The sequence below is a fragment of the Spirillospora sp. NPDC052242 genome (assembly GCF_040679555.1).
Lineage (GTDB): Bacteria > Actinomycetota > Actinomycetes > Streptosporangiales > Streptosporangiaceae > Spirillospora.
On the sequence record NZ_JBFAUZ010000064.1, the window covers coordinates 14,908 to 38,693 of the forward strand.

The 23,786-nt window shown below is 73.9% G+C and carries 26 protein-coding genes; 11 read left to right on the top strand and 15 right to left on the bottom strand.

Annotation, left to right across the window (positions count from 1 at the left end; genetic code table 11):
* Positions 1–6: 6 nt before the first annotated feature.
* Both AB0L25_RS36410 and AB0L25_RS36415 read right to left on the bottom strand, forming a co-directional pair.
* Positions 7–1,023 carry a Gfo/Idh/MocA family protein gene (locus tag AB0L25_RS36410; protein WP_500177609.1) on the bottom strand — a complete coding sequence of 339 codons (1,017 nt, stop codon included), beginning with the start codon at positions 1,021–1,023 and terminating at the stop codon, positions 7–9.
* Positions 1,020–2,126: a DegT/DnrJ/EryC1/StrS family aminotransferase gene (locus tag AB0L25_RS36415; protein ID WP_500177611.1), complete on the bottom strand. Its 1,107-nt coding sequence runs from the start codon at positions 2,124–2,126 to the stop codon at positions 1,020–1,022. The genes AB0L25_RS36410 and AB0L25_RS36415 overlap by 4 nt, the downstream gene beginning before the upstream one ends.
* A 670-nt stretch (positions 2,127–2,796) precedes the next feature.
* Here AB0L25_RS36415 and AB0L25_RS36420 point away from each other — a divergent pair.
* Positions 2,797–4,272 (top strand): MFS transporter, encoded by a 1,476-nt coding sequence (locus AB0L25_RS36420; RefSeq protein WP_500177613.1) that lies wholly within the window; start codon positions 2,797–2,799, stop codon positions 4,270–4,272.
* A gap of 40 nt (positions 4,273–4,312) precedes the next feature.
* Here AB0L25_RS36420 and AB0L25_RS36425 read toward each other — a convergent pair whose 3' ends face one another.
* Positions 4,313–4,864, bottom strand: coding sequence for a biliverdin-producing heme oxygenase (locus tag AB0L25_RS36425; RefSeq protein WP_500177614.1), 552 nt, complete (start codon positions 4,862–4,864; stop codon positions 4,313–4,315).
* Between the two features lie 117 nt (positions 4,865–4,981).
* Here AB0L25_RS36425 and AB0L25_RS36430 point away from each other — a divergent pair, with 117 nt between their 5' ends.
* The 4 genes from AB0L25_RS36430 to AB0L25_RS36445 all read left to right on the top strand — a co-directional run bounded on the left by AB0L25_RS36430 (position 4,982) and on the right by AB0L25_RS36445 (position 8,126).
* Positions 4,982–5,971, top strand: a complete 990-nt coding sequence (locus tag AB0L25_RS36430; protein ID WP_500177616.1) for a WxL protein peptidoglycan domain-containing protein — start codon at positions 4,982–4,984, stop codon at positions 5,969–5,971.
* Entirely contained in the window at positions 5,968–7,107 is a 1,140-nt protein-coding gene (locus AB0L25_RS36435; RefSeq protein WP_500177618.1) for a hypothetical protein, read from the top strand. The genes AB0L25_RS36430 and AB0L25_RS36435 overlap by 4 nt, the downstream gene beginning before the upstream one ends.
* Positions 7,108–7,264: 157 nt before the next feature.
* A complete protein-coding gene (locus AB0L25_RS36440; RefSeq protein WP_026403702.1) occupies positions 7,265–7,468 on the top strand; it encodes a cold-shock protein in 204 nt (67 codons plus the stop codon).
* Positions 7,469–7,859: 391 nt separating this feature from the next.
* Positions 7,860–8,126 carry a hypothetical protein gene (locus tag AB0L25_RS36445; protein ID WP_500177621.1) on the top strand — a complete coding sequence of 89 codons (267 nt, stop codon included), beginning with the start codon at positions 7,860–7,862 and terminating at the stop codon, positions 8,124–8,126.
* Positions 8,127–8,316: 190 nt separating this feature from the next.
* On the opposite strand, the gene AB0L25_RS36450 is transcribed toward AB0L25_RS36445, so the two are convergent.
* From AB0L25_RS36450 to AB0L25_RS36460, 3 genes are all read right to left on the bottom strand, one after another.
* The gene (locus tag AB0L25_RS36450) at positions 8,317–9,051 is read right to left on the bottom strand and encodes a class I SAM-dependent methyltransferase (RefSeq protein WP_500177622.1); all 735 of its coding nucleotides are present in this window, start codon (positions 9,049–9,051) and stop codon (positions 8,317–8,319) included.
* A gap of 13 nt (positions 9,052–9,064) precedes the next feature.
* Positions 9,065–9,235 (bottom strand): hypothetical protein, encoded by a 171-nt coding sequence (locus tag AB0L25_RS36455; RefSeq protein ID WP_500177624.1) that lies wholly within the window; start codon positions 9,233–9,235, stop codon positions 9,065–9,067.
* A gap of 110 nt (positions 9,236–9,345) precedes the next feature.
* Entirely contained in the window at positions 9,346–10,755 is a 1,410-nt protein-coding gene (locus AB0L25_RS36460; RefSeq protein ID WP_500177626.1) for an MFS transporter, read from the bottom strand.
* Positions 10,756–10,858: 103 nt separating this feature from the next.
* Here AB0L25_RS36460 and AB0L25_RS36465 point away from each other — a divergent pair, with 103 nt between their 5' ends.
* On the top strand, positions 10,859–11,494 hold the full coding sequence (locus tag AB0L25_RS36465; protein ID WP_500177628.1) for a TetR/AcrR family transcriptional regulator: 636 nt from the start codon (positions 10,859–10,861) through the stop codon (positions 11,492–11,494).
* A 59-nt stretch (positions 11,495–11,553) separates the two neighbouring features.
* On the opposite strand, the gene map is transcribed toward AB0L25_RS36465, so the two are convergent.
* The gene (gene map, locus AB0L25_RS36470; RefSeq protein ID WP_500177630.1) at positions 11,554–12,330 is read right to left on the bottom strand and encodes a type I methionyl aminopeptidase; all 777 of its coding nucleotides are present in this window, start codon (positions 12,328–12,330) and stop codon (positions 11,554–11,556) included.
* Positions 12,331–12,397: 67 nt separating this feature from the next.
* Here map and AB0L25_RS36475 point away from each other — a divergent pair, with 67 nt between their 5' ends.
* Complete coding sequence (locus tag AB0L25_RS36475; protein ID WP_500177632.1) at positions 12,398–12,700, top strand: helix-turn-helix transcriptional regulator; 303 nt, start codon at positions 12,398–12,400, stop codon at positions 12,698–12,700.
* 21 nt (positions 12,701–12,721) lie between these two features.
* Here AB0L25_RS36475 and AB0L25_RS36480 read toward each other — a convergent pair whose 3' ends face one another.
* Positions 12,722–13,342, bottom strand: a complete 621-nt coding sequence (locus AB0L25_RS36480; protein ID WP_500177634.1) for a hypothetical protein — start codon at positions 13,340–13,342, stop codon at positions 12,722–12,724.
* Positions 13,343–13,428: 86 nt separating this feature from the next.
* Here AB0L25_RS36480 and AB0L25_RS36485 point away from each other — a divergent pair, with 86 nt between their 5' ends.
* Entirely contained in the window at positions 13,429–14,778 is a 1,350-nt protein-coding gene (locus AB0L25_RS36485) for a hypothetical protein (protein WP_500177636.1), read from the top strand.
* On the opposite strand, the gene AB0L25_RS36490 is transcribed toward AB0L25_RS36485, so the two are convergent.
* Genes AB0L25_RS36490 through AB0L25_RS36505 form a run of 4 tightly spaced genes read right to left on the bottom strand, consistent with a single transcriptional unit; the run spans position 14,701 to position 16,608 of the window.
* Positions 14,701–15,012, bottom strand: coding sequence for a hypothetical protein (locus AB0L25_RS36490; protein ID WP_500177638.1), 312 nt, complete (start codon positions 15,010–15,012; stop codon positions 14,701–14,703). The two genes, AB0L25_RS36485 and AB0L25_RS36490, sit on opposite strands and share 78 nt — an antisense overlap.
* Positions 15,009–15,350: a hypothetical protein gene (locus AB0L25_RS36495; RefSeq protein ID WP_500177639.1), complete on the bottom strand. Its 342-nt coding sequence runs from the start codon at positions 15,348–15,350 to the stop codon at positions 15,009–15,011. The genes AB0L25_RS36490 and AB0L25_RS36495 overlap by 4 nt, the downstream gene beginning before the upstream one ends.
* 45 nt (positions 15,351–15,395) lie before the next feature.
* Positions 15,396–16,145: a tRNA(His) guanylyltransferase Thg1 family protein gene (locus AB0L25_RS36500; protein ID WP_500177641.1), complete on the bottom strand. Its 750-nt coding sequence runs from the start codon at positions 16,143–16,145 to the stop codon at positions 15,396–15,398.
* A complete protein-coding gene (locus tag AB0L25_RS36505; protein ID WP_500177643.1) occupies positions 16,126–16,608 on the bottom strand; it encodes an AAA family ATPase in 483 nt (160 codons plus the stop codon). The genes AB0L25_RS36500 and AB0L25_RS36505 overlap by 20 nt, the downstream gene beginning before the upstream one ends.
* Before the next feature lie 201 nt (positions 16,609–16,809).
* Here AB0L25_RS36505 and AB0L25_RS36510 point away from each other — a divergent pair, with 201 nt between their 5' ends.
* Positions 16,810–18,570, top strand: a complete 1,761-nt coding sequence (locus AB0L25_RS36510) for a BCCT family transporter (protein WP_500177645.1) — start codon at positions 16,810–16,812, stop codon at positions 18,568–18,570.
* A 3-nt stretch (positions 18,571–18,573) separates the two neighbouring features.
* Here the strand turns inward: AB0L25_RS36510 and AB0L25_RS36515 are convergent, their stop codons facing one another.
* The gene (locus tag AB0L25_RS36515) at positions 18,574–19,527 is read right to left on the bottom strand and encodes a helix-turn-helix transcriptional regulator (RefSeq protein WP_500177646.1); all 954 of its coding nucleotides are present in this window, start codon (positions 19,525–19,527) and stop codon (positions 18,574–18,576) included.
* Between the two features lie 63 nt (positions 19,528–19,590).
* On the opposite strand from AB0L25_RS36515, the gene AB0L25_RS36520 reads away from it, so the two are divergent.
* Positions 19,591–20,808, top strand: coding sequence for an epoxide hydrolase family protein (locus AB0L25_RS36520; RefSeq protein WP_500177647.1), 1,218 nt, complete (start codon positions 19,591–19,593; stop codon positions 20,806–20,808).
* A gap of 133 nt (positions 20,809–20,941) precedes the next feature.
* Here the strand turns inward: AB0L25_RS36520 and AB0L25_RS36525 are convergent, their stop codons facing one another.
* Together AB0L25_RS36525 and AB0L25_RS36530 are read right to left on the bottom strand one after the other, a co-directional pair.
* Entirely contained in the window at positions 20,942–21,766 is an 825-nt protein-coding gene (locus AB0L25_RS36525; protein ID WP_500177649.1) for an oxygenase MpaB family protein, read from the bottom strand.
* Positions 21,767–21,891: 125 nt separating this feature from the next.
* Positions 21,892–22,632 (bottom strand): isocitrate lyase/PEP mutase family protein, encoded by a 741-nt coding sequence (locus AB0L25_RS36530; protein WP_500177650.1) that lies wholly within the window; start codon positions 22,630–22,632, stop codon positions 21,892–21,894.
* Between the two features lie 117 nt (positions 22,633–22,749).
* On the opposite strand from AB0L25_RS36530, the gene AB0L25_RS36535 reads away from it, so the two are divergent.
* Positions 22,750–23,778 (top strand): alpha/beta hydrolase, encoded by a 1,029-nt coding sequence (locus AB0L25_RS36535; RefSeq protein WP_500177652.1) that lies wholly within the window; start codon positions 22,750–22,752, stop codon positions 23,776–23,778.
* Positions 23,779–23,786 lie beyond the last annotated feature (8 nt).

Below are 23,786 nucleotides of genomic sequence, written 5' to 3' on the forward strand. Positions count from 1 at the left end.
TCCGTCTCAGCCGACACCCAGCACCTCCGACGGCGCCTTCAGCGCGACCGTCTCGCCCGTCCCCGCCGACTCCAGCACCGCCGCCGACACCTCCACCGTCCGCAGCGCCTGCCGCAGCGTGACGATCCCGCCCGTCCCGTCGCCCGCGCGGACGGCGTCCCGGAACCGCTCGTGCTCGACCCGCAGCGGCTCCGGCTTCGGGATCGCGTAGCGGATCGTGTCGCCCTGCGAGACGCCGCGGAAGTTGCGCAGCGCCTCCCACTCGTTGCTGACCTCGCCGTTCGCGTGGAACGTCAGGTCGGCGGTGAGGGTGTCGGCGACGAAGCAGCCGCGCTCCCCCGTCACCACCGTCGTGCGCTCCTTCAGCGGGCTCAGCCAGTTCACGAGGTGGTTCACCATCGCGCCGTCCGCGAGCCGCCCCACGGCGGCCACCATGTCCTCGTGCGGACGGCCGCTGCGCGCCACCGTGTGCGCGGAGATCGACACGTAGTCCTGGCCGGTCACCCACGCGGTCAGGTCGATGTCGTGGGTCGCGAGGTCCTTCACGACGCCGACGTCGGAGATCCGGTGCGGGAACGGCCCCTGGCGGCGCGTCACCACCTGGAACACCTCGCCCAGCTCGCCCGCCTCCAGCCGCGCCCGCATGCTCTGCAGCGCCGGGTTGTACCGCTCGATGTGCCCGACGCCCGCGACGAGCCCCCGCGACTCGAACGCCGCCACCAGCCGTCCCGCCGCCTCCACCGAGTCCGCGAGCGGCTTCTCGATCAGCGCCGCGACGCCCGCCTCCGCGAGCCGCAGCCCGACCTCCTCGTGCAGCGCCGTCGGGCACGCCACCACCGCGTAGTCGACGCCGAGCTCCAGCAGCCCGTCCAGCGAGTCCAGCAGCGGCACCCCGTTCGGCGCGGCCCCGCCGCGCGGGTCGACGATCCCGGCGAGCTCGACGCCGTCCATCGACCCCAGCACCCGCGCGTGGTTGCGTCCCATCACGCCGAGCCCCACGAGGCCCGCCCGCAGCGCGCTCATGCCGCACCCCCCTCGTTGACGGCGTCGGCCACGCGCGCCAGCTCCGCCTCGGTGAGCGTCGGATGCACCGGCAGCGACAGCACCTCGGCCGCCGCCCGCTCGGTCTCCGGCAGGTCCCAGCGCGGATCCGGCGCGCCGTCCTTGAGGAACGGCCGCAGCCGGTGGACGGGCGTCGGGTAGTAGACGGCGTTGCCGATGCGGCGCTCGTCCAGATGCCGGCGCATCGCCTCGCGGCCCTCGGGGACCCGCACCGTGTACTGGTGGTAGACGTGCCGCGCGCCCGCGGCGACCGGCGGCGGCACCGCCCCGGTGATCTTCGCGTCGAGGAAGGCCGCGTTCGCCCGGCGCCGCTCGGTCCACTCCGCGAGCCGCCCGAGCTGCACCCGTCCGACGGCCGCCGCGACGTCCGTCAGCCGCAGGTTCGCCCCGACGATCTCGTTGGCGTACCGCTCCTCCATGCCCTGGTTGCGCAGCAGCCGCAGCGTCCGCGCCGTCCCGGCGTCCGCCGTCGTGACCATGCCGCCTTCGAGGGTGTGCATGTTCTTCGTCGGATAGAAGCTGAAGCAGCCGACCGTGCCGAGCGCCCCGGCGGGGACGCCGTCCAGGCTCGCCGCGTGCGCCTGCGCCGCGTCCTCGACCAGCGCCAGGCCGTGCCGCTCGGCGAGCGCCGCGAACCGGTCCATCGCCGCCGGATGCCCGTACAGGTGCACGGGCATGATCGCCGCGGTGCGCGGCGTGATCGCCGCCGCCGCCGCGTCCGGGTCGAGGCAGAACGACCCGGGCTCGATGTCGGCGAACACCGGCTCCGCCCCGGCCAGCCGCACCACGTTCGCCGTCGCCGCGAACGTGAACGACGGCACGATCACCTCGTCGCCGGGCCCGACGCCCAGCGCGAGCAGCGCCAGGTGCAGCGCCGACGTCCCCGAGTTGACCGCGACGCAGTGCCGTCCGGCCACCAGCGCGGAGAACTCCTCCTCGAACGCGGCGACCTCCGGCCCCTGGACGACCCGTCCGCTGCGCAGCACCCGGACCGCGGCGTCGATCTCCGCGTCGCCGATCACCGGTCTCGCCGCGGGGACGGGTTCCCCGGATTCCACGGGCATGGGCAACTCCTCATTGCGGTGGCCGTGCAGGGGCCTCGAAAAAGAGCGCGCGGCGACGGCGTCGCGGACCTCGAAAGTCTCGCTTAACGGTCGGATTGTAGCTAAAGCCTCGATGGTGCAGCACGCACTTCAATACACCGTTGCCGTACTCCGGCCCAGTGTGTACGGACACATGAGGAATTCGCGACCCTGAACCATTTTGATCACCTTCGAGGCCGATCGCCCCGCCGCCCGTCCGCCCCGCCCCACCGGCCCCCGCGAGCCGCCTCGCCTCCGCGAACGCCCCTTACCTGCACGCGGGACGACCCGTCCCCGGTCGACCGAACGGCCTTCTTCGAGCCCGAACCCGAACATACGCGGCACTTTCTTCCGCGAGCCCTCCGAACGTCACCCGATATTCGCCTGCATTTCGCGGGTGCGTCGCCTGAATTCTTCTCGGACTTAACCGTGTATTCGCTTGCGCGTCGCCGAACCGTAAATCGCGCGACGGCCGGACCTCGGCGCGTTTCACGGATGCGCCGGGCGCCCCGCCTGCCCGTGCGTCCGGGCGGGGCCGGGTGGCGCAGGTCACAGGAGGAGGCCGTCACAGGACGCGGACCGGCGGCGTCTCGTGTTCGTCATGGCGCCGACCGCGGGTGCGGCGCACGGGACCACGAGCGAGGACGAGGTCATGGCAACCACGAAGGCGCAGGAACCGGCGGGCGACACGCGCCGCTGGGCCGCGCTGTTCTGCATCGGGCTGGCCCAGCTCATGATCGTGCTGGACGCCACGGTCGTGAACATCGCGCTGCCGTCCATCCAGCGGGACCTGACGGTCTCCGACGGGGACCGGCAGTGGATCGTCACCGCGTACACGCTGGCGTTCGGCGGGCTGCTGCTGTTCGGCGGGCGGGTCGCCGACCACTTCGGCCGGCGGCGGACCTTCCTGGTCGCGCTGGTCGGGTTCGCCGGCGCGTCGATGCTGGGCGGTGCGGCGACCGGCTTCGAAACGCTGCTGGTCGCGCGCGTCCTGCAGGGGGTGTTCGGCGCGCTGCTCGGGCCGTCCGCGCTGTCGCTGCTGACGGTGACGTTCTCCCGGCCGGACGAGCGCGCCAAGGCGTTCGGGATCTGGGGGGCGATCTCCGCGGCGGGCGGCGCGGTGGGGCTGCTGGCCGGCGGGGCGCTCACCGAGTACCTGGACTGGCGCTGGTGCATGTACATCAACGTGCCGCTCGCGCTGGTCGCGGCGGTCGGCGGGTACGGGGTGCTGACGGAGTCGCGGCGCGAGGGCGGCGCCCGGTTCGACGTGCCGGGCGTGCTGCTGGTCACCGGCGGGCTGGTCGCGATCGTGTACGGGGCGGGGCGCGCCGAGTCCAGCGGGTGGAGTTCGGTGACGGTCACCGGCCTGCTGGCGGGCGGGGCGCTGCTGCTGGCGGTGTTCGCGCTGGTGGAGCGGCGGGTGGCGCACCCGCTGCTGCCGCCGCGCCTCGTCGCCGACCGCACGCGGGGCGCCGCCTACCTGGCGGTGGGCCTGAGCGTCATCGGGATGTTCGCGGCGTTCCTGTTCCTGACCTACTACATGCAGGGCGTCATGGGGTACTCGCCGGTCCGGACGGGCGTCGCGTTCCTGCCGATGGTGACGGCGGTGCTGGTGTCGGCCGGGGGGCTGACCACCCGGCTGCTGCCGCGGGTCGCGCCGCGGGCGCTGGTCGTGCCGGGCATGCTCATCGGCGCCTGCGGCATGCTGTGGATGCTCAGGCTGGAGGTCGGCGGCGGCTACGCGGGCGGGGTGCTGGTGTCGCAGCTCCTGTTCGGCTTCGGGGCGGGGATGATCCTGCCGACGGCCCTCAACTACGCCACCCGCGGGGTGCACCCGGACGACTCGGGCGTGGCGTCGGCCGGGGTCAACACCGCGCAGCAGATCGGCGCGTCGATCGGCACGGCGCTGCTCAACACCATCGCGACCGGCGCGACCGCCGACTACCTGGCCGAGCACGGACCGGCCGCCGCGCAGCAGGCCGTGGTGGAGGGCTTCCAGGTGGCGGGCGCGTGGGCCGCGGGGATCATGCTGGCCGGGGCGCTGGTCGTCGCCGTGCTGATGAACGCGCCGCGCCCCCGGCGGGAGGACGACCCGGAGAACGCGCCCGCGGTCGCGGTGCACGCCTGAACCGGGGGCCGGGCGCCCGGAGCGGGCGCCCGGTCGCGGGTCACGCGAGGGTCGCGTCGAGCGCGGCGGCGAGGTCGGCGTTGAGCCGGTACGCGGTGCGGACCTCGCCGATGACGCGGTCCTGCTCGGCGGGGCTCCACGGGGCGGCGTCGAGGAGGGCGCGGTAGCGGTCCTTCAGGACCTTCGGCTTCTCGTTGAAGTGGTAGAAGCGGACGCCGTCGCGGTCGAGGCCGTAGGCGCGGGCGACGCGGGCGCCGATGGCCTGGCCGCCGGACAGGTCGCCGAGGTAGCGGGTGTAGTGGTGCGCGACGAAGCCGCCGGGCCAGTCGAAGCAGACCTCGCGGAGCCGCGCGCAGTAGGCGGCGGTGGCGTCGCCGGGCGCGATGCGGGACGCCCAGTCCGGGCCGTGGAAGTGGACGAGGTCGGCTTCGAGGCCGGGGAGGCGGCGGAGGCCCGCGAGGTCGAACGGCGCGGCGACCGGGTCGTCCCGCAGGTGGTCGGCGGCCCGCTCGAGGACGTCGGCCGCCGGGGCCAGCGGCGGCGTGTTCACCGCCGGCGCGGCGCTCAGCCTGCTGATCCCGGCGGGCGTCAACCCCGGCTCCTACACCGGCACGCTCACCCTCACCCTGTCCTGACCCCCGACCGGGTGCGGCGCCGTTCCCTCCCCCTCTCGGCGCCGCACCCCCGACCTCCACGGCGGAGCCCCACCATGACCTCCTCGCCCGTCCGCGCGGCCGGCGCCGCGGCGCTGGCCGCGGCGCTGCTCGCCGCGCCCGCCCCGCCCGCGTCCGCCGCCGCACCGGCGGCCGTCCGGGCGGCCGCGCCCGGCCCCGCCGGGGCCACCTGGGCGGTGCGGCCCTCCGGACCGAAGGGCCCCAACGGGCGCGACTACTTCGTGTACTCGGTGTCGCCGGGGCAGACCGTTAAGGACAAGGTGACGGTGACGAACCTCGGCGAGGCCGCGCAGACCTTCAACGTCTACGCCACCGACGCGTTCAACACCGCCGACGGCTCGTTCGCCCTGCTCACCGCCGCGCAGAAGCCCACGGACGTCGGAACCTGGATCGACTTCGCGCAAGACGCGTACAAGGTCGCCCCCGGCGAGACCGTCGACGTCCCGTTCACGCTGACCGTCCCGCACGACGCGACGCCCGGCGACCACGGCGGCGGCATCGTCGCGTCCGTCACCCGGCGCGAGGCGACCACCGGCGGCCGGACCGTCAACGTCGACCGGCGCGTCGCCGCCCGCGTCTACCTGCGGACCGCCGGGCCCCTCCGCCCCGCCCTGCAGGTGTCCGCGCTCCGCACCGGCTACGCGTCCGAACCCCTCGGCGTCGGCCGGATGGACGTCACGTACACCGTGCGGAACACGGGCAACGTGCGGGTCGCCGCCCACGCGAAGGTCAGCGCCCAGGGCCCCTTCGGCATCGCGCTCGGCGAACCCGTCGAGCGCCGCATCCCCGAACTCCTCCCCGGCGGCAGCTACACGTTCCGCGAACGCGTCGGCGACGTCGCGCCCGCCGGGCGGCTCACCGCCTCCGTCCTCCTGTCGGCCACCGACCCGCGCAGCGGCGACCCCGTGGACGCGCGCCCGATCGTCCGGCGCGCCTCGCTGTGGCACGTCCCGTGGGTCGCGGCCCTGCTCCTCGCGGGCGCCGTCGGGTGGCTGATCGTCCGCCGCCGGAAGGCCGCACGGTGAAGCGCGCCACGCTGCTCGCCGCGGCCCTCGCCGCGCCCCTGCTGATGACGGCGCCCGCCGCGGCCGCCGAACCCGGCATCGGGCTCGACCGGACGAGCGTCGCCCCCGGCCAGCGCGTCGGCGTCGAACTCACCGGCTGGCCCGCCGGGAACGTGCTCGTCGAACTGTGCGGCAACCGGGCCCGGCGCGGGACCGTCGACTGCGCCGTCGGCGCGTCCGCGGGCACGTTCGTCCGCGAGGGACGCGCCTCGACCGTCGTCCTGACGGCCGCGAAACCCCCCGTCGGCTGCCCGTGCGTCATCGCCGTCCGTCCCGTCACCGGCGGCGAACCCCGCACCGTCCCGATCGAGGTCACCGGCGTCCCCACACTCCCGGCCGCCGAGACCCCCGCCGCCGGACGCGCCGCCACCCGGCGGCTCACCGCGACGAAGGTCGAGGTCACCGGCGGCGGCATCGGCCCCGGCTGGCTCGCCGGAACCGCCGACCGCACCCTCAGGGTCACCCTGCGCAACAACGGCACCGCCACCCTCACCGACCCGCCGCTCACCCTCACCGCCGGACGCGGCGACCAGCCCGCCCGCGTCATCGACGCCCCGCCCCTCGGCACCCTCGCCCCGGGCGCCGAACGCACCTACGCCGTCCCCGTCACGCTGGACGCCCCCGCGTTCGGCCGCTACACGATCCGCGGCGAGATCGCGGGCCTCGACGAACCCATCGCCTTCACCGCCGAGGCCGCCTCGTACCCGTGGGCGATCCCGATCATCGGGGCGCTGCTGGTCCCGGTGCCGCTGCTGACCGCACGCCGCCGACCGGCCCGCACGTCCCGCGCCCACGCCCCGGGCGCCCGTCCGGCCCGCACCCCGAACCAGACCGTGGCGGCGAACATCGCATGGTGGACCCGCACCCGAGGGCTCACCCCCGAACGCGTCGCCGAAGCCCTCACCGCCCGCACCGGCCGTCCCCGCACCGCCGCCGACCTGCCGCCCCGCGCGTCCGAATGCACCTTCGACCCCGACACCCTCGACGCCGTGAGCCGCATCCTCGACGTCCCCCTGCCCGCGATCCTCCTGCCCCCACCGCACGACACACCACCGGTCGACACCCGAGCCGATGCACACCCCGGAGACGTGTGGTAGGCTGATTCAAAGTTGCGGTTCCCATAGACTCTTGCATGCGCCTGAGGGTTTCCACCTCGGGCGCATTTTTTGTTGATCTGGATTCTCCGGATGGGTTCGACGCAGCGACCCCGAGCCCGCAAGGTGTGGGCCGGGAGAGAACCGAGAAGGAGACACCATGGCCACCGGTACCGTGAAGTGGTTCAACGCCGAAAAGGGCTTCGGCTTCATCGCTCAGGACGACGGCGGCGCCGACGTGTTCGCGCACTACAGCAACATCGCGGCGCAGGGTTTCCGTGAGCTGCAGGAGGGCCAGAAGGTGACCTTCGACGTCACCCAGGGCCAGAAGGGCCTGCAGGCCGAGAACATCACCATCGGCTGACGCACGACCTAACCGACGGGCCCCGGGCATCCGCCCGGGGCCCGTCGCTTTTCCCTCCACCCGCTCGTCCCCTGCCCGGCCCACGCCCTCCACCCCTCAGGCCCGCGCGGCCGCCGCCTCTCCCGCGCCGCGCCCCGTGCGCCCCTTCACGTCGGCCCCGGGACCTGCGCCTCGCAACGTTACGCGCACCGCCCGCACGTCCCACCACCCCACCCGGCGCGCGCCTTGCACCCCCGGCCCGCGCCCCGCGGCGGGCGGACCTCGGCGCGCCCGGTGATCAAATAAATTGATCGGGAGTATTGCCGAAGGCGCGAACATGGATGATCATTAAAAGGCACCCCGGCCGGGGCGAGCACCGCCTGAACAATCGTCGATTCCAGGAGGCTCCCCCATGTCCCGACGAATCGTTCGCCTCACCGCCACGCTGGGCGCCGCCGCCGTTCTCGGCGTCACCGGCGCCGCGCTCGCCGGCGCCGCCTCGGCGGCGCCCGTCCCCGCCGCCGCCCCGGCGTCCGCCGCGGGCCAGCACTTCATCGCCTTCTACCCGGACAAGGCGTCCTGCCAGGTCGGCGGAGAGTACTACCTCCGGCACGGTTATTCCGGCTACATCTGCCAACTCGCCCCGATGCGCGGATGGGCCCTTTACGTAGAGGACTGACGCGTTCGATGAATGTGCCCGGCACCTGTGCGGTGCCGGGCACATTCGCCGTCTCCGATTCGTTCTTCCCTTTACCGGAACGGACGCTTAAACGGCGGGCAGGCCGAGGCCGGAGCGGAACAGGTCGCCGTTGAGCCCTACCGCGGCGCTGAGCCCGGCGGGCCGCCGCCGATCACGATGACGTCGTGCATCAGTCCTCCTCGCGGCGCCACGCGTGGACGCCGTCGGCGGGGTGCGGGGCGAAGCCCGCGGCGGTCAGCTCGGACGCGAGGCGCTCGTCGGAGATGACGTGGCAGTCGAACTCGGCGGTCTCCTCGGCGACGAGGGCGTCGCCGTCCCAGGTCCGGTAGGTGTTGACCCAGCGGACGAGGTCGTCCCCGGCGACGTCGGCGCGGGTGACGACGTCGTACCGGCGGCGGCCGAGGGCGCGGCCGGGGACGGTGACGGCGGGGACGGGCTCGGCCTTCTGCGGGTACTGCGGCTCGATGAGGAGGAGGCCGCCGGGCGCGAGGGCCTCGGCCCAGCGGCGCCACAGGGCGGGGCGCTGCTCCGGCGAGAAGTGCATGACGAGGTTGAACATGACGACCGCGTCCACGGGCACCGGGAAGCGGACGGTCAGGGCGTCCTCGGGCAGCACGGTGACGCGGCGCGCCAGGTCGGGGTCGCGGGCGAGCCTGGCGGTGAGGGCGGCGCGCATGATGCGGGCGGGTTCGACGGCGAACACCTCGTCGGCGAGCCCGGCGAGGACCTCGGTGAACCAGCCGGTGCCGGGGCCGATCTCGGCGACGGCGCGGACGTCCGCCAGGAGCGTGCGGAGGGTCGCGGCGAGGGCGTCGCGGGGTTCCTCGGGGAAGATCAGGTCGTAGTAGGGGGCGTTCACGGCGTACCCGAGGCCCTCGTCGGCGCGGGCGGCTTCGTCGGTCATGTCTCTCCGTGAGTCAGTGCAGGTCGGCGGCGGTCACGGCGGGGTCGGGGCGGAGCCGGTCGAGGACGGCGGGCAGCGCCCAAGCGGTGCCGCCGGTGCGGCGCCGCACGAAGCCGACGTCGCGCGAGATCTCGTCCGGTTCGAGATCGAGCGGCTCGGCCCAGACCGCCGCCGGCTCCTCCATGATCGATTCCTTCGTGCCGGTCGAGGACCGCATCGCCCGCCCCTGCGTGAATGAAAACCGTTATCGGAATCCTGTCACGCCGGACCGCCCGGACGGAACCCCGTGGATCTTCAGCCGGGCCGGCGGGCGGCGGTGCCGTCCGCCGCCGAGGGCGGGCCGTCCGGCACGCGGACGTCCGGGGCGTCGCGGCGGGCGGGGAGGGCGAGGGACGCGGCCGCGACCACGGCGAGCATGGCGGCCATGGCCAGGAACGCCGCGCCGTACGTGGCGGTCGCGGCGGCGAGCGCGGCGAGCCCGACCGCGCCGCCGACCTGCTTGGCGGTGTTCATCAGGCCGGACGCGGCGCCCGCGTCGCGCCCGGCGACGCCCGCCGTGACCGTCGCGGTCAGCGGCGTGTTCAGCAGCCCGCCGCCGACCGAGACGAGGACGGCCGGACCGAGGACGTCGCGCACGTACGAGGCGTCGCCGCCCCCGGCGGCAAGGCCCGCCGCGGCGCTCTGCCAGGCGAAGCCCGCCGCGGCGACGGCCGCGCCGGCGGCGACGAGCACCCGGTCGTCCACGCGCCGCATCAGCCGGGGCGTCACCTGCAGCCCGACCAGCATCGTCAGCAGGGTGTGCGGGAGGAAGCCGAGCCCGGTCTCCAGCGCCGAGAAGCCGAGGACGTCCTGCATGTAGAGGGTGAGGAAGTACCACATCGGCACCGCGAAGCAGGCCCCGGCGAGCAGCATCAGGACGTTGCCGAGCCCGATCGCGCGGGACCGGACCAGGCGCGGCGGGACGAGCGGGTCCGCGGCGCGCGCCTCGATGCGGGCGAGCGCGGCCAGCAGGACGGCCGCGCCGCCGAGCGCCCCGGCCGTGCGGGCGTCCGTCCAGCCCCGGGACTCGGCCTGCATGATGCCGAACGCGAGGAGCGACAGCCCGGCGGTCGCGACGGCCGCACCCGGGACGTCGAGGCGGCGGGCGCGGGCGCGGCGCCCGTCCGGGACGCGCCGGGCGAGGACGGCGGCGGCGAGCCCGACCGGCACGTTGACCAGCAGGATCCACCGCCACGACAGCGCCTCGGTGAGCAGCCCGCCGACGAGGTTGCCCGACGCCCCGCCGACCAGGCCGACGGCCGTCCAGACGGCGAGGGCGCGGGTCCGGCGGGGGCCCTCCGGGATCGTCGTGGTGATGATCGTCAGGGTGGCGGGTGCGAGCACGGCGGCGCCGATCCCCTGCGCGGCGCGGGCGGCGACCAGCAGGCCGGGCGTCGTGGCGAGGCCGCCGGCGAGGCTGGGCAGGCAGAACAGGAGGAGGCCGAGCAGGAAGGTCCGCTTGGCTCCGGCGAGGTCGGCGAGCCGCCCGCCGAGCAGGAGGAACCCGGCGAACGCGAGGGTGTAGGCGCCCGCGACCCACGGCAGGCCCGCGTCGGTGAAGCCGAGGTCGTCCTGCACGGCGGGCAGCGCGACGTTCACCACCGAGACGTCCAGGACCACCATGAACTGCGCCGCGCACGCGAGCGCGAGGACGACCCGTGCCACCGGCACCCCCAGATCGATGTGACCGCATCGCTTTGCCTCGCAGGCTAGGCGGCTAGACTCGGAGCAGTCAATCCGATGCGGTCACACTGGAAAGCATGAGGGCATGGAACGGCGGACGCGCGGGCCCGGCGCCCGGCACGAGGAGCGGCGGAACGAGATCGCGGACGCGGTCCTCGCGATCGTCGCCGAGCGCGGCCTGGCGGCGGTCTCGCTGACCGAGGTCGCGGCGCGCGCGGGCGTCTCACCCGGACGCGTCCAGCACTACTTCCCCGCCAAGCAGCGGCTGGTCGAGGCGGCGTTCGACCGCGGCAACGCGCTGAGCGCCGCCCGGATCCGCGCGAAGGTCGGCCGCGACCTCGCCGACGCCGCGCCCCGGGACGCCCTCACGGTCGTCCTCAACGAACTGATCGCCCACGACGCCGAGACCCGCGCGCACATGCGCGTCCGCCAGTCGTTCACCGCGCTGGCCCTCGCCGACGAGGCCATCGCCGCCCGGATGCGCGACGAGTACGCCCGGTTCCACGGGCGGGTCGCCGGCCTGCTGCGCCGCGACCGGGCCGCCCTGCCCGCCGGGACCGACCCCGACGCCGCCGCCGTCGACCTGGTCGCGCACGCCGAGGGCCTCGCGTACTACGTGCTGATCGGCATCACCGCCCCGGACGCCGCCCGCGCCCGCGTCGCACGCTCGATCGCCGCCCTGTACGAGGACGGCCGGGACCGCGAGGCCCGGACGGACTGACCGGGGAGGTCACCGGGGAGGTCGCCGCGGAGGTCGCCGGGGAGGTCGCCGGGCGGGCGTCAGTCCCGCGTCGGCAGGGTGAGGATCTCGGCGCCGTCCTCGGTGATGACGATCGTGTGCTCGCTGTGCGCCGTCCGGCAGCCCGTCGCGCTCCGCAGCGTCCAGCCGTCGGCGTCGGTGACGAGCTCGGCGGTGTCCGCCATGATCCACGGCTCCAGGGCCAGCAGCAGGCCGGGCCGCAGCTTGTACCCGCGGCCGGGCCGCCCCTTGTTCGGGACGTGCGGGTCCTGGTGCATCGTCGAACCGACGCCGTGCCCGCCGAACTCGGTGCTGATCGGGTAGCCCGCCTCGCCGAGGACCTCGCCGATGGCGTGGGAGATGTCACCGATGCGGGCGCCCGGCCCCGCCGCGGCGATCCCCGCGCTCAGCGCGCGTTCCGTCGCACCGATCATCGCGGCGCTCCCCGCCGGCCGCGCGTCGCCCACGATGAAGCTGACGGCGGAGTCCGCGACGACGCCGTCCAGGGACACGGCCAGGTCGAGCGACAGCAGGTCGCCGTCGGCCAGCGCGTAGTCGTGCGGCTTCCCGTGCAGCACGGCGTCGTTGACCGACGTGCAGATGTGGTAGCCGAACGGCCCGCGCCCGAAGGACGGCTCGTAGTCGACGTAACACGACTCCGCGCCCGCCTCGACGATCATGTCCCGGGTCCACCGGTCGATGTCCAGGAGGTTCGTGCCGACCTCGCTGCGGCTCCGCATCGCCTGCAGGATGTCGGCGACGAGCGCGCCCGCGGCCCGCGCCCGCGGCAGTTCGGTGGGGGTGAGAATCTCGATCATCCGGTGCCTTCCTCGACTTTGCCAATAACTATCCCGGCCATACTATCCCGGTACTAGAATCGGCGGCATGGTCAGGTTGCCGCTCACTCCCGAAGAGATCGAACGCGGGCAGCGCCTCGGCGCCCTCCTGCGGCGCGCCCGGGGAGAGAGGTCGATGCTGCACACCGCGCTCGACGCGGGCGTCTCGCCGGAGACCCTCCGCAAGATCGAGTCCGGCCGCGTGGCCACCCCCGCCTTCCCGACGATCGCCGCGATCGCCGCCGTCCTCGGGCTCTCCCTCGACGCCGTCTGGGCGGAGATCAACCGGTCGGACGGCGACGCCGAACTCGCGGGCTCGGGCCCCGGCCCGGGCGAACGACTCGCCTCGTAAGCCCCACCCCGGGGGACGGCCTCATGCGCGGGCGCCCGCGTTCCGCAGGGTCGCGTCGAGCCACTGCAGCAGCGCGATGTCCGGCCCGCAGCGACGATTCCTCTCCCGCCGCCGCGCCGCCCGATAGACGCACGCGCCGTTCGGGAGGCCGATGACGTCGAGGTCCACGAGCCCGTCCCCCCGAACCACCTCGTACCGCCCGTCCACGTCGCCGTCCCCCGCGTCGTCGTCCGATGCCCGTCGTCGCCGGACGATCGTGGCGTCGTCGCGGGCGAGGCCGTCCCGCAGGTCCGGCGGCCCTTGCAGGAGGACGCCCTGCAGGGGCGGGACGACGCGCCCCGGCTCGTGCCCGGCGAGCCAGACCGCCCGCAGGCCGCCGACCTCGCCGCGCCGCAGCCAGCCGGGCAGCGGCCCGTCGGACGTCACGACGGCGGCGGCCCCGCCGGGCAGTTCGTCGGCGAGGGCGAGGGCCTCCCCGGTGCTCATGAACCCGACGCGGAAAAGGTGCGCGTCCTCGATGTAGTTGTGCCGGGCTGCCGCGAACTCGTCCAGCCCACCCGGAATGGCGCGGTCGCATCCCGCGATCCGCCCGACCACGTTCGCGAACTCGATGCCGAGCGCCACCCCGCCCCCATGTGCCACCTGTCGTAGACGTCCTCTACGCTCCTGCGAACATGTCGCAGTGGAGCCCCCGCACGCAAAAGAATTTGTGGATCGCCGCCGCAGCGGTGAGCGCGGCACCCCTCGTCCTGACCGCGGGATACTCGCTCTTCGGCGGCGAGTCGGCAGGCGTCGCCATCGCCTTCATCGGCAGCTACGAATGCTGGGGCTGGATGCACCGGAGCGACCTGTGGTCCGTGCCGGGGTACACCCTCCTCCGGCACAGCCCGTGGGCGATCGTCCTGCCCGCGTTCGTCGTGTGGCTGGTGACCCGGCGGCGGGCGGTCGGCTGGACGGCCGTCGCGCTGCTGGCTCCGGTCCTCCTCGCCGAACCCGCGCTGTTCGGGTACGACGTCACGCGCTGGGGGCAGACGTGCGTGGAGAGGTGGTACCCGTTCGGCGCAGGCCAGGTCTTCTGGCAGGTGTACGGCCTGGTTCCCCTCGCGCTCGTCCTGGCGGCGACGTACCGGCCGGGGACGAACGTGGCCCGGACGGCCGCCGCGCTGCTCGTCACCGCACCGCTCCTCACCGCCACCGGCGACCGCGATCGTCCGGTGCCGCTGTCGAGCCCGGAAGCGTGCAAGCGCGCCGAACAGCCCTTCCGAAGCCCGGACGAGGTCCGGGTGCAGGCGGTCGCGGACATGCCGGAGCGCGAACGGAAACTCGCGTACCTCTGCGCCATGCGCGACTACAACACGCGGTTCCCCGGGTCGAAGCCTTTGTCGACGTCCACCGACGGGCGATCCGACACGTTCCTCCTCAACGAGGGACGTCGAGCCTGCGAAGAACAGGTCCCGTCCCACTACACCTGGCAACCGGCCCTGCAGCAATACGTGTACCTGTGCCCGGACGTCGCCGCCGTTCGGCTACAGAAGCAGAAGCGCGCGCAGGTGAAAGCCGCCGAGGAGTACGAACGGGAACAGGCGAAGGTCGAAGCGTTCTGCGAACGTAAAACGCCGGATGCGGAAATCCGTCCGGTGCGGGAGTACACCGACGTGCTCATGGGCGGGCTCATGCGCGCCTACCACCTCGGCGAGTTCCCCGACGGGACGTCCTACGACGGCTCGATGCCCGACGAGCTGGTCGTCTCGGAAGGCGGGATGGCGACGGTGACGACCGGAACCGAGGACGGCGTCTGCCTGACCGTCCGCGCCTACCGCGCCGAGCCGCCTCCGGACCTGGACGGCTGGGAGCGGGTCGTCGAGGTCGGGTTCGACAGCCCGGACGGCAGGACGGTGATCACGCAGCCGGACGGGCCGCCCGGCCTCCCGCCCGTCACCGTCGCGGGCCCCGGACGGTACCGGCTCCGCCTGCACGTGTCCGGGCGCGGCGAGCCGGACTCATGGCCGCTCCCCGCCCAGCGGCACCTCCTGGTCGTCTACCCCGGCGAGTCGCGGAAGACGGAGGTCCTCAAGTAGGCCGCGCACCAGGACGGCGTCCACGATCGTCGCGGCGGCCGCGCGCGGGTCGTCGCCCGCTCCGGCGAGGGCGTCGTTCCAGCGTGCGGCGGCGCCCTCGGCCATGTCGCGGAGCCCGTCCTCCATCGGGACGAGCGCGGCGGCTACGGAGAGCAGGGGGCGCGCCCAGTCCCGCAGCGCCTGCGTCTCCGTGAAGGTGACCGCCCACCCGTCCCCCGCGGGGGCGCGGCTCACCGAGAGGGTCTCCGTGCCGAACGCATGGACGTTCGTGCGGACGATCGGCGCACCGGACGTCCACCAGCCGTGCAGGTCCGCGTCGATCCGGCCCGTGACCGCGCCGAGCGCCGCCGCCCCTTCGGCTCGACCCCGGGGAGATCGACCGCGTACCGGGACCCGGCCGCGAGGTGCCGCCCCTGGACGAGCCGCGCCGCCGCGACCACGCCGCCGCCCGCGTGGAGCCCGTCGCCCCCGATCGCGAGCGCCTCGACCGCGTCCAGGACCGGCCCCGCGACCTCGTCCGGCAGCCTCGCGGGAAGCGCGGCGAGCCGGACGTCACGCCGAACGCGCACCATGGTCGATCATCCTGCGGCACGCGCGCCCGTCCCGCCAGGCCCGGTTCACCGCGCCAGCAGGTCCCGGACGAACGCGCGGTACGCGTCGCGCATCGGCAGTTCGCGGTCGACGCGCACCCGCCGCCGCGCCGCCGTCACCGCGACGCCCGCGACCGGATCACGCCCGGCCTTCTCGAACGTCTCCCACCACAGCCCGACCCCGCGGCGCTGCCAGGCGGGGACGTCGTTGAAGTTGATGCCGCGCGCGAACAGCAGCTCGTTCTTGTCGGACACCGACGTGCGGTGCAGCTCCCGCGTCGCCTGCCGCGGGCTGCGCCCGTCCTTGCGCAGCGTCCAGTAGCACCAGCCGTTCAGCGCGCACCGCGCCGCGTCCGCCTGCCGCCACGACAGGTAGTCGACGACGTCGTCCAGGCCCGTCCCCGTCCAGACCCGGGCGTCGAACACGGCGGGCTCCCCGGCGGCGTGCGTGAACGCGGCCGTCGCGATGCCCGCCGACAGCGACACCAGCTTCTCGACCTCGCGCCCGAACAGGTCGAACGCCGGGTCGAGCACCACGGAGATCTCGTCGCTCTCGGTGTAGGCGTACCGTCCGCCCAGCTCGGTCAGCAGCGCCTCCGCCGCACCGGCCATCAGCGCGGAGAACCGGGCGTCGAACGGCTTGTCGAACCGTTCCTCGGTGTACTTCGAGAACGACCGGCCGTCCACCCGGACGACCGCCCACGCGCCCGGGTGCAGCGTCAGCGCGTGGAACCGTTCCCGCGCCCGCATCCGCGTCTCAAGGTCGTCGAACTTCATCGGCCCCGCCTTCCGGCGGCGCGACGGCGAACCCGCCGCGCCCGTCCGGCCGCACCGTCCACAGCTCGTCGAACCCGTCCCCGGGGGCCGGGCGGCGCAGCCGCTTGAGCGTCGCATACACGCCGACGTCCGGCACCCGGATTTCCGGCGGCCGCAGCGCGTTGCGGCGCATCGACAGGGCGACGTCCGGCGGGAACCAGTAGCCGACGACCCGCGCCCCGAACCGGCGCCCGGCCGCGATCAGCGGCGCCCACTCGTCCGGCGACGGGTTGGTGTTGTCGACGGCGACGTCCCGTCCGGCCTCCAGCGCCGCCGCGACGAGCCGCATCTGCCGGGCCTGCTTGCGCCGCGCCTTCGGGAAGTGGTCCTTGCTCACGTGGACGTGCGTCGCCGCGAGCCGCGCCCGGTAGAACGTCGTCTTCCCGGACGCCTGCAACCCGATCAGCACCGCGATCTCGCCCACGCCTCCATCCTGCCGGGCTCGCCCGGTGCGTCGAGACGGCCGATCACATCCTGAAGTGGGAATGACGCCGTGACGGCATCGTGACGGCGATCCGCCCGCGCCGGGGCCGACGTCCCGGCGCGGGCGGGCTGACCCGGCGGGCGGGAACGTTTTACCAACGCGTTCAAGTGAGAACGTAGATTCTCGGGAAAAGCCTGGGTCATGGGGATCACCGATCACGGGACCGACCGAGAGCCGGGTCACGGCGCGCCGCCGGGCTCCGAGGGGCGCCCGCGCACCGACTGGATCGTTTACGGGATCAGTGCGGTGCTGGCCCTCGCGCTGATCGTCTGGGGGTCCCTCTGGACCGACAACCTGAGCACGGTCGCGCAGGACGTGCTCGACTGGCTGCTGACGAACGTCGGCTGGATGTTCGTGCTGGCGGCCACCGGGTTCGTGGTGTTCTCCCTCTGGCTCGCGGTCAGCAAGTACGGGCGGATCCCGCTCGGCAAGGAGGGCGACGAGCCGGAGTTCCGCACCGTCTCCTGGATCGCGATGATGTTCAGCGCGGGCATGGGCATCGGCCTGATGTTCTTCGGCATGGCCGAGCCGCTGGAGCACTTCGTCAACCCGCCGCCGCGCACCGACGCGCCGCAGAGCGAGGCGGCGGTCGAGACGTCCATGGCCACCACGCTGTTCCACTGGACGCTGCACCCGTGGTCGATCTACGCGGTGCTGGGCCTCGCGATCGGGTACGGGCACTACCGGCGGGGACGCAGGCAGCTGATCAGCTCGGCGTTCGCGCCGCTGTTCCCGAAGGGGCGCGGCGAGGGGCCGGCGGGCAAGTTCATCGACATCCTGGCGCTGTTCGCGACGCTGTTCGGCTCCGCGGCCTCGCTGGGCATCGGCGCGCTGCAGATCCGGACCGGCATGGAGGAGGCGGGCTGGATCGAGACGCTCGGCACGTCCGTGCTCGTACTGATCATCGTCGTGCTGACCATCTGCTTCATCCTGTCGGCGGTGTCGGGCGTCGCCAGGGGCGTCCAGTGGCTGTCCAACATCAACATGGTGCTGGCCCTCGTCCTGGCGGTCTTCATCTTCCTCGTCGGCCCGACCGTCTTCATGCTGCAGCTGATCCCGACGTCCGTGGGCGTGTACATCCAGGACTTCGGGCAGATGGCGTCGCGGTCGGGCGCCACCGGCGGGCAGGCGATGGCGGACTTCCTGTCCAACTGGACGATCTTCTATTGGGCGTGGTGGATCTCGTGGGCGCCGTTCGTCGGGATGTTCCTGGCCCGCATCAGCCGCGGCCGGACGATCCGGCAGTTCGTCGCCGGGGTCATCGTCGTGCCGAGCGTCGTCAGCCTGCTGTGGTTCTCGGTGTTCGGCGGGGCCGCGATCAGGGACCAGCAGGACGGGAACGACCCGTACGGCGACGGCTCGCCGGAGGCGATCACGTTCAACGTGCTGGGCGACCTGCCGTGGCCGGGCATCACCGCGGTCGTGGTGATGATCCTGGTGGCGATCTTCTTCGTGTCCGGCGCGGACGTGTCGTCCATCGTCATGGGGACGCTCTCGCAGCGGGGCTCGACGCACCCCGCCCGCTGGATCGTGATCTTCTGGGGCGCGGTGACCGGCGCCGTCGCGGCGATCATGCTGGTGATCGGCGGGGACGAGGCGTTGAACGGCATCCAGAACATCACGTTCATCGGGTCGCTGCCGTTCACGATCGTGCTGATCGTCCTGTGCGTCGCCCTCGCGAAGGACCTGCGGGACGACCCGATGATGCGGCGCCAGCGCAAGGGCGTCGAGGTGCTGGAGGACGCGGTCGTCACGGGCGTCCGGGAGCACCAGGGCGACTTCGAACTGGCGCTGCGCCCCTCGAGCAACGGCGACGACGCCGGGGACGGGACCGCCGGGGACGACACCCTCGGGGACGATCCCCTCGGGGACGGGGCCGGCCGGGACGTCCGCAAGCCCTGAGGGTCAGCCGAGCGCGTCCAGGCAGCGGCGGGCCTGGAGGCGGAGGGCGTCGGCGAGCTCCGGCGGGCCGTCGGCGAGCGTGAAGCCGACGCCCACCGAGGTGATCATCCATACGAGGTCGTCGCAGGTGTCGGCGCCGACGTGCAGGCGGCAGGTGCGGTCGTCGACGGGTTCGACGGCGCCCATGCCGGGCCAGACGCGCTCGGCCGCGTCGTCCGCCGGGACGTGCAGGACGACGGTGGCCCGCACCGGCCACGCCCGGGACGACAGCGTGCGCTCGAGGTACGCGGCGACGTCGCCGTCCGGCGGGGGCCGCGGGACGAACCGGGGCCCGGGCGGGGTGCGCGGGGTGAGCCGGTCGACGCGGAAGGTGCGCCAGCCGTCGCGTCCGGGATCCCACGCGACGAGGTACCAGTGGCGGCCGAAGCTGACGAGGCGGTGCGGCTCGACGGTCCGGCGGGTGTCGCCGCCGCGGGGGCTGCGGTAGTCGATGCGGAGGCTCTCGTGGCGGCGGCAGGCGTCGGCGATCGCGACGAGCGCGCCGGGATCGACGGCGGGGCCGGGCGCGGCGCCCGTCCGGACGGTCGCCGCGTTCAGCGCGCCGATCCGGTACCGCAGCCGCGCGGGCAGGACGCGTTCGAGCTTGGCGAGCGCCCGCAGCGCCGTCTCCTCGATCCCGGCGACGGTGCCGGCCGTGCGGAGCCCGACGGCGACGGCGACGGCCTCGTCGTCGTCGAGCAGCAGCGGCGGCAGGGCCGACCCGGCGCCGAGCCGGTACCCGGCGGTGCCGCGCGCCGCGTGCACCGGGTAGCCGAGTTCCCGCAGCCGGTCGACGTCCCGGCGGACGGTGCGGGGCGTCACGCCGAGGCGTCCGGCGAGTTCGGCGCCCGACCGGTCGCGGTGGGTCTGGAGCAGCGACAGCAGTTTCAGCAGCCGCGCGGAGGAGGTCGTCGGCACGCCGCCGAGTCTGCCGGACGGTTAGGACCGGTTCCGACCTAACCCCTGCCTAGCGTGCTCGGCATGACGACCGAACGAGAGATCCGCCCTTTCACCATCGACATCGGCCGGGCGGCGCTGGACGATCTGGCCGAGCGGCTCGCGCGCACCCGCTGGCCGGACGAGCTGCCGGGCGTCGGCTGGAGCCGCGGCGTCCCCGCCGGGTACCTGCGGGACCTGGCCGAACACTGGCGGACCCGCTACGACTGGCGCGTCCACGAGGCGGCGCTCAACGAGTACCCCCAGTTCACGACCGTGGTCGACGGCCAGAACGTGCACTTCCTGCACGTCCGGTCGCCCGAGCCGGACGCCGTCCCGCTGCTGCTCCTGCACGGCTGGCCGGGCGCGTTCACCGACTTCCTCGACGTCATCGGGCCGCTGTCGGATCCGCGCGCGCACGGCGCGGACCCGTCCGCCGCGTTCCACCTGGTGATCCCGTCGCTGCCGGGCTTCGGGTTCTCGACGCCGCTGGCCGGGCCCGGCATGGGCGCCGCGCGGATGGCGGCGGTGTTCGCGGAGCTGATGGACCGGCTCGGGTACGGACGGTACGGCGTCCACGGCTACGACACCGGTTCGTGGGTCGCGCCGGAGCTGGGGAAGGCGGCGCCCGACCGGGTGATCGGCGTCCACGTCAACGCGCTGATCACGTTCCCGGCGGGCGTCGAGGGCGAGATGGACGGGCTGTCGGACGCCGAGCGCGACCGGTGGCGGCGGATGCAGGACTTCAACGACGGCTACCTGCAGTGCAACTCGAAGCGCCCGCAGACGGTCGGGTACGGCCTGCACGACTCGCCGTCCGGGCAGCTCGCGTGGATCGTGGAGAAGTTCAAGGAGCTGACCGAGCCCGAGGACGGGCTCCCCGAGGACGCCATCGACCGCGACCGCATCCTGACGACCGTGTCGCTGTACTGGCTGACGGGCACGGCGGCGTCGGCGGCGCAGGTGTACTACGAGGAGATGTCCGCGAACGCGTGGTCGGACGGCGGCGCGGACGGCGACTGGGACGGCGGTTCGGACGGCGACCGGGGCGACGGGGCGTCCGGGGGCTGGGCGCCCGAGCGGGGGAAGGTGCCGACCGGCGTGCTCGTCTCGGCCCACGACGTGACGATCCGGCCGTGGGCCGAGCGCGACCACGACGTCGTCCGCTGGACCGAGCTCGGCAAGGGCGGGCACTTCCTCGCGATGGAGGAACCGGACGCGCTCGCCGGCGACGTCCGCGCGTTCTTCGCGCCCCTGCGCTGACCGGCGGCCGAAGCGACCGAACCGAACGAACCGACCGAAGCGGCCGAAGCGAACGAACCGAACGAAGGGGACCCGCGGCGTCCGGCGGGCGCGGATGCCGGACGCCGCGGGTCCCCGGCTCGGGGTGGGAGCGTCAGACGATCGCGAGGCCGCCCCGGATGCGGCGGCGCACGTCCCACAGGTAGACGTTGAACGGGAACTCGCGGGCGGGGCGCGGCAGGGCGCGGTTGACCCGGCCGAGGACGCGCATGAGCCGGTCGAAGCGGGCCTGGTCGCGGGCCGTCCAGCGGTAGCCGAGTTCGTCGCGGAACGGCTGCGGCAGGAACCCGACCGTCTGGAACCGGTTGAAGCCGCCGAACAGCTGCGGGAACGGCGCGGGCAGGAACTTCAGTTCCGTGAGGTCGCGCAGGTAGCCGCGGGTGAGGTCGTCCATCTCGATCTCTTCCAGCGAGGCGTCCCAGTACTTCTGGAACGCCTCCCGGTCGGGCGGCCACATGTCCTCGGTCATCTGCAGGGTGGTACCGAAGCGGGCGCCGTACCGGTAGAGGATCTCGCGCTGCGCGTCGGTCGGCTCCCCGTACAGGATCCGGTAGATGTCCTCGGTGCCCATGTAGAGGCACGCGGCGACCCAGAGCTGCAGGTCCCGGTCGAAGGCGTTGTACTTGACGGGTTCCCTGGCGTTGACGTGCCGGTGGGAGCGGTTGACCTCGCTGCGCATCGCGGTCCGCTCCGCCTCGGAGCCGAGCATGGCGACGGCGATGTAGCTGAGGGTGGTGCGGGCGCGCTTGATCGGGTGCTTGTCGATCCGGCCGCTGTCGACCGTGCTGTTGGCGACACCGTGCCCCACGGGAAGGCGGGCGAGCTGCATGACGACGTTCGCGGCGGCGGCGGCGAGGGCCAGGCCGCTGATGGCGTCGGTGACGACCTTGGGCGGCGCCTGTTCCGGCGTCACGGTCATTCGGGGGGCCTCACTTCCCGGGGGAAACGAAAGTGCGTTGCGCGTACCACTGTGCCGCAGTAAGTGGTTACTTGCAAGCCCCGGGACGCCCGCGCGCCGCGGGCGTCCCGGCCGCCCCTGCCGTCCTAGGCCGGGTCCTCGCCCGCGCGGAGCCGCCCGGCGAACTCCTTCAGCGCCTCCATGGCGTGCATGTGCGGGAACGGCCCGTACGAGACGCGGGCCGCGCCCGCCTCGGCCAGCTCGCGGAGCGGAGTCCCCGGGAACTGGTTCACGTTGACCGGCCCCGGCAGCCCCTCGGCCAGCGCCTTCACCGTCTCCGCCGGCGCCATGATCGGGTAGACGCAGTCCGCGCCCGCCGCCAGGTAGCGGCGGCCCCGCTCCAGCGCGCCGTCCAGCGGCTCCGGGGCCTGCCGGACGAACGTGTCGACCCGCGCGTTGATCACGAGCGCGTCCCCGGCCGCCTCCCGCACCGCGGCGAGGTACGCGGCCTGCTCGTCCGGGTCCGTCAGGTCGCCGCCGCGGCTGTCCTCGAGGTTGCAGCCCGCCGCGCCCATCGCCAGCAGCCGCTCCACCAGCTCCACCGGCGGCAGCCCGTACCCGGCCTCGGCGTCCACCGTGACCGGCACCTCCGCGACCCGCACCACCCGTGCGGCCGCGGCGAACATCTCGTCCACCGGCCCACCCTCCCCGTCCGGGTGGCCGAGCATCGCGGCGATCGCGGCGCTGGCCGTGGCGAGCGCCGGGAACCCCGCCTCCTGGACGACCCGCGCGCTCGCGGCGTCCCACACGTTCGGCAGGACGAGCGGGTCGCCCGGCCGGTGCAGGTCGCGGAGCCGTGCCGCCCTGTCGTTCGCCTCGTCGGTCATCAGGTTCTCCCCTGGTTCGCGGGTGATCGTCCACAGGCAGGACGACACGCCCCCGTGATCTGTGACATCCGGCGCGTACCCTCGAAGACGATCATCAGTCTGCACGAGGGAGTGCGCATGCTGCCGTGGTCGGCGGAACTCGCCGGACGCCTGGAGGAGCACGTCGTCAGCAGCGAGCTGCTGCGCGGCAACCCGCTGAAGGACCCGCACGAACGTCCGGTCCTGGTGTACACGCCGCCCGGGTACGACGACGAGCCCGAGCGCCGGTACCCGTCCGTCTACGTGATCACCGGGTTCACCGGGCACGTCGGGATCTGGCGGAACCGCATGCCGTACCGGCGGACGTTCCCCGAGACCGCCGACGCGGTGTTCGCGAGCGGCGAGGCCCCGCCCGCGATCGTCGTCTTCGTGGACGCCTGGACCGCGCACGGCGGCAGCCAGTTCATCGACTCCCCCGGTACCGGCCGCTACCACTCGTACATCTGCGACGAGGTCGTCCCGTGGGTCGACGCGCGCTACCGGACGCTCGACGCGCCCGGGCACCGCGCCATCAGCGGCAAGTCGAGCGGCGGCTACGGCGCGATGGTCACCCCGATGCTGCGCCCCGACCTGTTCGGCGCCCTCGCCACCCACGCGGGCGACGCGCTGTTCGAGTACTGCTACCTCACCGAGTTCCCGAAGTGCGTGCGGCACCTGCGCAAGTACGACGGCGACATCATGCGCTGGTGGGACGCCTTCAACGCCCGCGTCGCGTTCACCGAGCCCGAGGACATGGAGCTGCTGAACATCCTCGGCATGGCGGTCTGCTACTCGGCCCGCGAGGACGGCACCCCCGAGCTGCCGTTCGACCCGGTCACCGGCGTCGTCCGGCAGGACGTGTGGGAGCGGTGGCTCGCCTGGGACCCGGTGCGGATGGTCCCAGCCCACGCGGACGCGCTCCGCTCGCAGCGCGCGATCTGGATCGACGGCGGCACCCGCGACGAGTGGTACCTCGACGTCGGCGCCGAGGCGTTCCGGGCCGCCCTGCGGGACGCGGGCGTCGCCGACGACGTCGTCCGCTTCGAGCTGTTCGACGCCGGGCACGGCGGCATCGACTACCGCTACCCGATGGCCCTGGCCTGGCTCGCCCGACGCATCGCCCCCTGACCCGCCCC